Annotated in this window: 8 protein-coding genes; 5 read left to right on the forward strand and 3 right to left on the reverse strand. The window is 59.3% G+C overall.

Going from position 1 to position 10,378, the window contains the following annotated elements; translation table 11 throughout:
• Positions 1-30: 30 nt before the first annotated feature.
• Positions 31-1,587, forward strand: coding sequence for a sodium/sugar symporter (locus MWN76_RS16675; protein ID WP_250463373.1), 1,557 nt, complete (start codon positions 31-33; stop codon positions 1,585-1,587).
• Positions 1,588-1,769: 182 nt separating this feature from the next.
• On the opposite strand, the gene MWN76_RS16680 is transcribed toward MWN76_RS16675, so the two are convergent.
• From MWN76_RS16680 to MWN76_RS16690, 3 genes are all read right to left on the reverse strand, one after another.
• Positions 1,770-4,892, reverse strand: a complete 3,123-nt coding sequence (locus tag MWN76_RS16680) for an efflux RND transporter permease subunit (protein ID WP_250463375.1) — start codon at positions 4,890-4,892, stop codon at positions 1,770-1,772.
• Positions 4,885-5,967 (reverse strand): efflux RND transporter periplasmic adaptor subunit, encoded by a 1,083-nt coding sequence (locus MWN76_RS16685; RefSeq protein WP_250463378.1) that lies wholly within the window; start codon positions 5,965-5,967, stop codon positions 4,885-4,887. The genes MWN76_RS16680 and MWN76_RS16685 overlap by 8 nt, the downstream gene beginning before the upstream one ends.
• A gap of 241 nt (positions 5,968-6,208) precedes the next feature.
• Positions 6,209-6,808 (reverse strand): TetR/AcrR family transcriptional regulator, encoded by a 600-nt coding sequence (locus MWN76_RS16690; RefSeq protein ID WP_250463380.1) that lies wholly within the window; start codon positions 6,806-6,808, stop codon positions 6,209-6,211.
• 179 nt (positions 6,809-6,987) lie between these two features.
• On the opposite strand from MWN76_RS16690, the gene MWN76_RS16695 reads away from it, so the two are divergent.
• The 4 genes from MWN76_RS16695 (at position 6,988) to MWN76_RS21315 (ending at position 10,214) form a co-directional block, all read left to right on the forward strand.
• Positions 6,988-7,386 carry a RidA family protein gene (locus MWN76_RS16695; RefSeq protein WP_250463382.1) on the forward strand — a complete coding sequence of 133 codons (399 nt, stop codon included), beginning with the start codon at positions 6,988-6,990 and terminating at the stop codon, positions 7,384-7,386.
• A 53-nt stretch (positions 7,387-7,439) separates the two neighbouring features.
• On the forward strand, positions 7,440-8,102 hold the full coding sequence (locus tag MWN76_RS16700; RefSeq protein ID WP_250463384.1) for an NAD(P)H-binding protein: 663 nt from the start codon (positions 7,440-7,442) through the stop codon (positions 8,100-8,102).
• A 522-nt stretch (positions 8,103-8,624) separates the two neighbouring features.
• Complete coding sequence (locus MWN76_RS16705; RefSeq protein ID WP_250463386.1) at positions 8,625-9,908, forward strand: hypothetical protein; 1,284 nt, start codon at positions 8,625-8,627, stop codon at positions 9,906-9,908.
• An 87-nt stretch (positions 9,909-9,995) separates the two neighbouring features.
• Complete coding sequence (locus MWN76_RS21315; protein WP_425606628.1) at positions 9,996-10,214, forward strand: DUF7661 family protein; 219 nt, start codon at positions 9,996-9,998, stop codon at positions 10,212-10,214.
• The last annotated feature ends 164 nt before the right edge of the window (positions 10,215-10,378 follow it).

Here is a 10,378-nt window from a genome sequence, read left to right on the forward strand (position 1 = left end):
CGGGCCAATTCAATAATAACGAGGTAACTCATGGCGATGACGACTCTGGACCTGGCGGTATTCGCCAGCTACTGCATACTGCTGCTCGGTTTTGCCTGGTGGATCTCCCGGGAAAAAGCCGGCCACCAGCGCGATACTTCCGACTATTTCCTGGCCAGTAATTCGCTGCCCTGGTGGGCCATCGGCACTTCGCTGATTGCGTCCAATATCTCTGCGGAGCAGATTATCGGCATGACCGGCTCCGGCTATGCCATCGGTCTCGCCATCGCCTCCTATGAATGGATGGCGGCGATCACGCTGATCGTCATCGGCAAGTATTTCCTGCCCACCTTCCTGGAAAAGAAAATCTACACCATGCCCCAGTTCCTGGAGCAGCGCTTCGACCACCGGGTGCAGATGGTGATGGCCTTTTTCTGGCTGGCGGTCTACACCTTCGTCAACCTGACCGCCGTGCTCTACCTGGGCGCGCTGGCGATCAAGACCATCACCGGCGTGGAGATGTTCTACGGCATGCTGTTCCTGGCGCTGTTCTCCGCCGCCTACTCCCTGTACGGCGGCCTCAAGGCAGTGGCCTTTACCGACATCATCCAGGTGGTACTGCTGCTGTTCGGCGGCATGCTGGTAAGCTACCTGGCGCTGGACGCCATCGCCGACGGTCGGGGACCGATTACCGGCTTCGGTATCCTGCTCGAGCAGGTGCCGCAGAGTTTCGACATGATCCTGGAACCGGACAACGAAGACTATGCCAGCCTGCCCGGCATCTCGGTGCTGGTCGGCGGCCTGTGGGTCATCAACCTGTCCTACTGGGGCTTCAACCAGTACATCACCCAGCGCACGCTGGCCGCGAAAAGCCTGCGCGAGGCGCAGAAAGGCATCGCCCTGGCCGCCTACCTGAAACTGTTGATGCCGCTGCTGGTGGTACTGCCGGGCATCGCCGCGCTGGTGCTGGTCCCCGACCTGGAAAAACCGGACCAGGCCTACCCGGAACTGATGAAACTGGTTCCCGCCGGACTGCTGGGGCTGACCTTTGCCGCACTGGTGGCCGCCATCGCCTCATCGCTGAGTTCCATGGCCAACAGTGTCTCCACCATTTTCACCATGGATATCTACCGGCAACTGCGCGGGGGAGAGCTTTCACAGAAACACCTGGTACTGGTGGGCCGGCTGGCCGCGCTGACGGCCATGGTGGTGGCGATGGTGATCGCCCAGCCGCTGCTGGGCGAGATGGACCAGGCATTTCAGTATATCCAGGAGTTCACCGGCTTCTTCACCCCCGGTGTGGTGGCCATCTTCCTGCTCGGTTTCTTCTACAAAAAAGCCGACGCCATGTCGGCGCTGGTAGCGGGCATCGGTTCCGTGGCGCTGTCAGTGCTGGCGCGGATATTCTGGCCGGAACTGCCGTTTATGGACCGGGTGGGTTTGATATTCGTGGCCTGCCTGCTGCTCGGCATGCTGGTGGCCGGCAAGGAAAAAAGCCCGAAGGCGATTCACGTCGGCGAGGTGGATTACTCCACCAGCAGCGGCTTCAATATCTCCGCGCTCTGTATCGTGCTGATACTGGTGGCTCTCTACTACACCTGGTGGTAGATCAATAATTTCTTCTGCTCGCGTATGCCCCTGCTTGCAGGGGCTTTTTTATGCGCGGCAGACTTTCCGGTGCGCACGGCGCACCCTACAACACCTCTCGTCGTCATGCCGGACCTGATCCGGTATCCAGGGAACGGGGCCGCGATACTGGATACCGGCTTTCGCCGGTATGACGACGGCTCCTACCCCACTGCTGCCTGCAATTCCTCCTCGAGCTTGCCGCTCTCGACCGAGCGGGGCTTGTGGAAGCCTCCGAGGCCCAGATAAACCACCGGTGTCAGGTAGAGGGTAAACAGCGCGGCCAGGCCGAGGCCGCCGAACATGACCCAGCCGATGGCGGCGCGGGCTTCGGCGCCGGGGCCGCTGCTGAGGATCAGTGGCAGGCCGCCGAGCACGGTGGAGAGCATGGTCATGGCAATCGGTCGCAGGCGCACCTGTGCCGCTTCGGTGACGGCGTCGTAGACGCTGTGGCCGCGGTCGCGCAGCTGGTCGGCGAACTCCACCAGCAGGATGCCGTTCTTGGCCATCAGCCCGATCAGCATCACCAGCCCGATCTGCGAGAAAATGTTGACCGTGGTGCCGGTAAAAAACAGCGCGTAGACCGCCGCCGCCAGGCCGAAGGGCACGGTGGTCATCACAATCACGGCACTGCTGATACCCTCGAACTGCGCGCACAGCACCAGGAACACCACCAGCGCGGCGATGGCGTAGGTCATGGCCACTTCGCGCGAACTTTCCTCCAATGTGTCCGCCTCGCCCAGGAACACGATGCCGATATCGTTCGGCAATATTTCATCGGCCAGGTTGCGCAGTTCGTCGACGGCGCTGGCCAGCGGATAGCCGGGCTCCAGGCCCGCGTCGATTTCGATCGCGCGGCGCTGGCCGTGGCGGTCCAGTTCGGCGGCGACACTTTCCTCGCGCAGCGTGACCATGCTCGACAGCGGCAGCAGATCGCCGCGATCGCTTTTCACGTAGAGATTGACCAGGTCTTCCGGCGAGGAGACGGTGGTATTGGCGGCCTCCAGCATCACCGGCACCGCCTCGTCGCCCACATTCAGGTCCACCACATCCAGGCCGTCGACCACCGCGCGCAGCGTGGTGGCAATATTCTCCAACGGCACACCCAGGTCCGCCGCGCGTCGGCGGTCGATCTCGATCGACAGCTGCGGCTGCGTGGGCCGGTAGCTGATATCCGGCTGGCCCAGGTGCGGCAGCCGGTCCTCGATCGCGCGCTTCATCTGCCGGGCGGCGTGGTAAATGCGGGGATAATCGTTGCCCACCAGCGCCACCTCGATACCGCCACCGCCGCCGCGCAGGGACAGGCTGTTGGGGCTGCTGACGCGGATGCGCGCGCCGGGGATTTCCTCCAGCGGGGCGAGGATTTCCTCCGTCAGCGCCTGCTGCGACACGGAGCGGTCTTCCCAGTCCGCCAGCGGCAGCGTGACGCGGGCCCGGTTCGGGTCGTAGCGGCCGACCTCGGTCTGGATATCGGTGGCATCGCCGCGCGCCACCAGCGGCCGCACGACATTTTCAATATGCTCGGCCTGGCGACCGATATAGTTCTGGCCCACGCCGTCGGGGCCGGTGGCATCCACGCGGATCACGCCGCGGTCCTCCGACGGCAGCAGTTCCTTGCCCAGCCCCTGGTAGAGGAAACCGGCCCCCACCGCCAGCAGCAGTGCCACGGCAAAACTCAACCAGCCGTGACGCAGGCAGGCCACCAGGCTGCGCCGGTAACCGGCGCCGATGCGCGCGCCGATTCCGGCCAGGCGTTCGTACAACCGGTTCCCGCCTGCATCGCGGTCGTCCCGGGTGATTCTGGCGGTGAGCATCGGCACCAGCGTCAGCGCCACGATCGAGGACAGCGCCACCGCCGTGGCCAGCACCAGGCCGAATTCGCGGAACATGCGCCCGGCGGTGCTCGGCAGCAGTGCGATGGGAATAAACACACTGACCAGCACCGCGGTGGTGGCCAGCACCGCAAAAATCACCTGGCGCGTGCCGAGCACTGCGGCGGCGCGCGCGCCCATGCCCTGGCCGCGCAGGCGTTGGATATTCTCCAGCACCACGATTGCATCATCCACCACCAGGCCGGTGGCCAGCACGATCGCCAGCAGCGTGAGAATATTGATGGAAAAACCCATCATCCAGATGCCCGCCAGCGTGCCCACCAGCGCGATCGGAATTGCCGTGCTGGGCACCAGCGTCGTGCGCAGGTTGCCGAAAAACAGCCAGATGGCCGCAATCACGATCAGCACCGTGTAACACAGGCTGGTAACCACTTCCTTCACCGAACCGCGAATAAACACGGCGCGGTCCTCGGTGACGGTGATCGTGAGATTGTCGAAACGTCGGTTGAGGCTGTCCACCGCGCGGCGCACGCCGTCGCTGATCTCGATGGTGTTGCTCTGCGCCTGGCGCACCACGCCCAGGCCGATCACCGGCCGGTCGTTCAGGTACACCAGCGACTGCACATCCTCGGGGCCGAAGGACACGTGCGCGACATCGCCGATGCGCACGTCGCCGCTGATGATCACATCCCGCACCTGCTCCTCGGTGACCGTGGACGCATCGGCGCGCACCAGCAACTGCTGGTCCACCGACTGAAAACTGCCGGACGGCACATCCAGCGGCGCCTCCTCGAGCACGTCGGCCACATCGCTGACGGACAGGCCGAAACTCGTCAGGCGCAGCGGGTCCAGCACCACGCGCAGCACCCGCTGGCGCTGGCCGAAAATGGGCACGTCGGCGACGCCGGGAATCGAGATCAACGCGGGAATAATGTCTTTCTCGATCGTGTGGGTCAGCTCCTCGTCGCGCTGCTCGTCGCTGGTGACGGCCAGGTAGATGACAGGCTCCGGCTGGTCCGCGGCCTTGACCACCGTCAGTTGCTCCACATCGTCCGGCAGGTCGCGCTGGGCCTGGCTGACCGCTTCGCGCACATCGGACGCGGCCGTGTCCAGATCGATACTCGAATTGAACTCGATATGGATGCGGAAATTGTTTTCCTCACTGGAGGATTCGATATGCTTGATGCCGGACACCCGCGCCACCGCGCCCTCGACGATGCTGGTCACCTCCGAGTCCATGGTCTCCGGCGAGGCGCCCGGCATTTCGCCGCGCACCGATACGATCGGCACATCCACATCCGGCAGCTCGCGCACCTCCACCGCGCTGAACGCGGCAATACCGGCAATCGCAATCAGCAGGTTCAGAACAAGAACCAACACCGGCCGGCGGATGGCCAGTGACGCCAGGTCGCTGCGATGGACGTCCGCGGCACTTTTCTGTGCGTCGTCACTCATCGGCATACAACCCCGTGATATTGGCGACCGGCAGGCCCTCGCGCATGCGCTGGGTGCCCTCGGTCACCACCGACATGCCCTCCGGCAGATCCGAATCCACCAGGATGGCCCCCTGCAGGCGCTGTACCACGGTGGCCGGCACGCGCCTGACCCTTTTGTCTTCCACCGCCCAGACAAAGGCGCCGTCGTTGCCCCACTGCAGCGCCACCTCCGGCACCAGCGGATAGCGCCCGGAAACCAGCCCCAGCGTGACGCGGAAACTCATGCCCGGGCGCAGCAGATCCCCGCCGTTATCCACCTGCGCGCGCACGGCAAAGGTGCGGGTCTGGGGATCGACACGGCTGTCGATATCGGTCACCTCGCCGGTGTGCCTGGCGCTGCCGTTGGCCCAGGTGGCCACGTCAATCGACTGCCCTTCCTCTATCTGGCCGAGAAACAGTTCCGGCACCTGGAAAGTGACCAGCAGGGTGCTGCGGTCATCGATGGTGGTGATCGCCGTGGAGGGCGTTACCTGGGCACCGGGGTCCAGGTCGCCGAGGCCGAGGTAACCGTCGAACGGCGCCTCGATGGAGCGGTGGTCCAGCGCCACCTGCGCCCGCTCCAGACTGAGCCGCGCGCGCTCGACCGCACTGCGCGCATCGTCCAGCGCATTCTCGGTCACGGTGCCGGCATCCCTGGTGCGCTCGTAGCGGCCGTACAGCCGCCTGGCATCCTCCAGCGCCACGCGCGCCATATCCACGGCCAGGCGCTGGTCGCGGTCGTCCAGTTGCACAATGGTCTGGCCGGCCTTCACCCTGTCGCCGGCCTCGAAGGAAACTGCCACAACCTCGCCGCTAACTTCGGGATAGAGGGTCACACTCTTGCCCGCCCGCGATGTGCCGACGGCCTCGATGCGCACGGTGCGCGGCTGCCAGGCCACCGCCTCCATGACTACCGGTTCGGCCACGGCCATTTCTGGTTTCGGGGCGACCTCACTCTCCGCCTCGCAGCCGGCGAGGAGGCCCAGGGTCAGTAATACGGCGCCAATACCCGTGAGTCGGTAGTGGTCAATGCGCCCTGCAATAGCTGGTTTCAAAGTGTCTCCAGTCAACGGTTGTGGTCATACCAATGGTGATGCCACACAGCTTACTGGTTCGCATTTGCGATTGCCATGGAGGTTAAACGTCAAGAACCGTAAAGATGGTGCACCTTTTCGGGGGACAGATTTTCAAGGGACAGACGCACCGGGTTGCGTCACCCAGGCGGATGCGGAAGTGCGTGCAATCACCCTGGTTCCAAAGTCGAACCCGCGGCCAGCCGCAACGCGCTGCCACCGCTCAATGGGACCCCGATCGCAGCAACCCTTCGGCCAGGGACCGGAACACATCCACCACCCTTTCGAATACAGCGCGGGGTTCGTCCGCAGCCGCGATCCAGAGCGCGGCGTTCAGCGCTGCGCCATTCAGTAACCGGGCGGCGGCCTCCGCGTCCACTGGCCGGACCGTGCCTTCGTCGATCAGCCCCTGGATCGTCTCCATGGTCGTGCGCAGGCAGGCGTTCTGGTTGGGCCACTGCGACGGATCCCCCAGCACCGCCGGCCCGTCCAACAGCATGATGCGCTGGATTTCCGGCTCCAGGGCCATCTCCATGTAGGCGATGCTCTCGTCCATGAATCCCTGCCAGGTGTTGCCCGCCTTGTCCCTCGCCGCGCGCATGCGGACAAGCATTTCCGCGTCCATCTGGTCGACCACGGCCTGCAGCAGGCCCTTCTTGTCGCCGAAGTTGTGGTAGAGCGCGCCCCGCGTCAGCCCGGCCTCGGCGGTCAGGTCATCCATGGATGACGCCGCATAACCCTTGGCCGCAAAGGCCTGGCGGGCCGCCTGGATCAGCTTGGCCCGGGTCTCTTCCACCATCTGGGCGCGTCGTTTCGCGGCCATTTTGCTTCCCCTATCAATAGAATACGTTGCGTATGCCTATTGACATACACAGCGTATGTCAGAATATACTGACATACGGTTCGTATCTTAATAGGGATGCCGAGCCTGTGGAAGGACGGACACGCCCTATCGGGCGGCCGGCCTCTCGAAACATTTCTCCAACAACCGGAACTGAAACCATGACCAAGCGCGACGCTATTTTCCCTGCCGGCCGGCAGGCGCTCTACGACATCAACCGCTACTCTGCGGCCATCCGCTCCGGCGATCTCCTGTTTGTCTCCGGCCAGGTCGGCAGCCGCGAGGACGGCTCACCGGAGCCCGATTTCCAACAGCAGGTCCAACTGGCCTTCGACAACCTCGCCGCCGTACTGAAAGCCGCCAACTGCACCTTCGACGACATCGTGGACGTCACCACCTTCCACACCGACCCGGAAGCGCAATGGAATGCCTTTGATGCGGTGCGGGAGAAGATCTTCGGCGAGCCGCCCTACACCAACTGGACCGCCGTGGGCGTGAACTGGCTGGCGGGCTTCGACTTCGAGATCAAGGTCATCGCCCGTATTCCATCGAGTGCGTGACGGCACCCTTTTACCTACCGAAAACGATCAAACCAGACGCAGGAGTATCCGGAATGAACGTTTTTATCATCGGCATCACAGGCGGCATCGGCCGCCTGCTGGCCCACAAACTGCAGGCACGGGGCGACCGGGTCCGCGGCCTCGTCCGCCGCCGAGAACAGCAGGCCGAGTTCCAGCAACAAGGCGTGGACGTACAGGTCTCAGACCTCGCAAGCATGACCCCACAAGCACTGGCCGACGGCTTCAACCATGCCGACGCCGTCGTCTTCACGGCGGGCTCGAACGGCGGCCGGCGGGAAATCACCAAAGCCATCGATGGCGACGGCGTGGAAAAGGCCATCGACGCCGCCCACCTCGCCGGCGTCCGCCGCTTCGCCCTGGTATCCGTGCTCCCGGAATCCTGGCGGGAAAGGACGCTGGGCGACGAGGTCGAGTACTACTTCGCCGTCAAGAAAGGCGCGGATGTGATGGTCAGCCGCAGCGACCTGGACTGGCTGATCCTGCGCCCATCGCTGCTGGTGGATGACCCCGGTATGGGTACTGTTTCACTGGGGCCCGCGGAATTTCATGACCAGATTGCCCGCGATGATGTTGCCAGCACGCTTGTTGAACTGCTTCATGAGCCGGGTATCAGCCGGCGGATTCTGGAGCTCAATACGGGGGCGGTGCCGATTGGAGAGGCGGTGAGATCTCAGGCGATGGTGCATCGTTGTTGAAAATCCGATCGGGTTGGTGAGAAGTCCATTGAATCGTATGAGCGCTATTGATTTTCGATGGGCTCATTCGACCGTTCTGTGAAAATCCGCAAATCACTTGAGAAAAGCTCGCCCCCAACCCCGGGGCGTGCCACGCCCTGCCAGAGTCGCGATACATTCCAGTGATTCCTACCGCGACCCTTGCACCTGATCAAAAATCATGCAGAAACCGCAAAATGACCAAAGAGGGGCTGACATTTCGGCCCCGGCGACCGATATCCTGGGGGTATGCCGGAAAGCTCCTGAAACTTTTTTGAAATCAATGTTTTGGGCGAACCCGGAGAAACCGGGATATCAGTCGTCGGGATTGATTACGAAAAATAATACGATGGTTCCAATATCGCGGAAGCCTTGACGTGACGGGGGACTGCAGACATTCTTGTCGTTAATTTCAGCTTTGGATATGTTTCGAGGTGATATCGGTCGTGGGGACCACGATATAACTGTTAGAAATGACAATAAAACCACTACGGGAAGGAAGTGATGGTGGAAGAAAAAGCATTACATGATGTGCTTCTGGGTTTTCTGCATAAAATTGAATCTCTGCATGAGACTATGCCGTTATTGATGGCGATGATGTATATATCCAGAAGAATGACTCGTGTTCAAAAGGCAAAATTCCTAACAGAGCACGGTGAAATAATCGAAGAAAACGAAGAGTTTAAAAGGTATAGGTTATCAATTGAGAACGAGAGAATGGTGTCTCGTCTTGAGAAAAAGCATGAGAGAGCGAATACCGCATCTGATATGCTCCCAAGCAAGTTTTTGATTTCATATGTAAGTGAGTATGATGCTTTTTTGGGCTCTCTTATCAAAAGAATACTTGAGTTAAAACCAGAACTTTTAAATTCTGGAGATAAAAATATTTCCTTTTCTTTGCTAAAGGAGCTCGGGTCAGTAGATGCTGCCTTTAAGCACGTAATAGAAAAAGAGGTTGAGTCTGTTCTCCGAGACAGTCACGCTGAGCATTTCAAATGGTTAGAAAAGATTTGTAATGTTCCGCTAACTAAAGGTTTGGAATCTTGGAGCTCGTTTATTGAGTTAACGGAAAGGAGAAATCTGTTCGTTCATTGTGATGGTGTTATTTCAGCACAATATATGGCCAATTGCAGATTGCATAACTGTTCTTTATCCGAAGAAGATAAGGTTGGAGTACGCCTAACTGCTGATAAGGTGTATCTTGATGCCTCGTTTGAATGCCTTTATGAGATTGCAGTGAAGCTTACACAAGTTCTATGGCGAAAATTATTTCCTCAAGAACTCGATGGTGCGGATAGCAGCTTAATTAATGTTTCATTCAGCCTGATACACGAAGGACAATACTCCCTAGCTCAAAAAATTCTTGATTTTGGTACTGAAACTATCAAAAGACATGCAAGTGACTCTAATAGAAGGATTTTAATTATAAATCGGGCACAATCATATTACCATGATAACAATAAAACCAAGGCTAATGAGATATTAGACAAAGAAGACTGGTCATCTTGTGCCGATCATTTTCAGCTGTGTGTCAACGTATTAAAAGAGGACTTTGATGCTGCCGAAAGCTTAATGAAGCGAATTGGAGATAATGGGCAGATCAAAGAGGCTGACTACTTAGACTGGCCAGTCTTTAGAGAGTTTAGAAAGATTGATTCATTTAAATCTACCTTTGAGGAAATTTTTGCTAAGCCTCCTGTAAATATATCTGAACTAGTAAAAAGTGTTGAGCCAGAGGAAGCTCTTGATGGATTAAAAGAGGAGCTGGAGGCTGAATTCAGTTCGTGATTTCTAACAAATTGCTGCACACGGAAAAATTACTCGCTACGCTCCTAATTTTCCGGTGACCAAGGCGTTAGGCAAGTGACCAAAGTCATGGAGAGATATAAATACAATATTTTTGGTAGGGAAGTCCTGATTGAAAGAAGCCAAAATCGCTGGGCTACTTTCTACCAGGGTTCTGAAGGCAAGCGCCGAAATGCCGGAATATTTGTTCCACCTGAAATCACGGAAACTGAGTTAACTCAATTTTTATCAGATCTCTGTCATGAGTGGGCATCTGAAAGGTACCCATCTGTGGTCCGCGTTAGTTAAAATAAGTGAATTGGCATTCGTAGGGCATCCTGCCTAACAAACGCAAGCAGTATGCTCCGGCCCTTCGGGCCTCCGCGGGACGCCCAACGCTATGCACATTTTGTGCGGGTCGCTGCGCTCCCAGTTTCGCACAAAATGTGCATAGCATTGGTCGCCCCTGTTGC

Origin of the sequence: Microbulbifer litoralis, assembly GCF_023634065.1 — a bacterium.
GTDB lineage: Bacteria > Pseudomonadota > Gammaproteobacteria > Pseudomonadales > Cellvibrionaceae > Microbulbifer > Microbulbifer litoralis.

Bases quoted from the DNA above. Each gene is read 5' to 3' on its own strand.
- MWN76_RS21315 (WP_425606628.1), top strand. From the start codon at position 9,996: ATGGAGAGATATAAATACAATATTTTTGGTAGGGAAGTCCTGATTGAA.
- MWN76_RS16705 (WP_250463386.1), top strand. From the start codon at position 8,625: ATGGTGGAAGAAAAAGCATTACATGATGTGCTTCTGGGTTTTCTGCAT.
- MWN76_RS16700 (WP_250463384.1), top strand. From the start codon at position 7,440: ATGAACGTTTTTATCATCGGCATCACAGGCGGCATCGGCCGCCTGCTG.
- MWN76_RS16680 (WP_250463375.1), bottom strand. From the start codon at position 4,892: ATGAGTGACGACGCACAGAAAAGTGCCGCGGACGTCCATCGCAGCGAC.
- MWN76_RS16675 (WP_250463373.1), top strand. From the start codon at position 31: ATGGCGATGACGACTCTGGACCTGGCGGTATTCGCCAGCTACTGCATA.
- MWN76_RS16690 (WP_250463380.1), bottom strand. From the start codon at position 6,808: ATGGCCGCGAAACGACGCGCCCAGATGGTGGAAGAGACCCGGGCCAAG.
- MWN76_RS16695 (WP_250463382.1), top strand. From the start codon at position 6,988: ATGACCAAGCGCGACGCTATTTTCCCTGCCGGCCGGCAGGCGCTCTAC.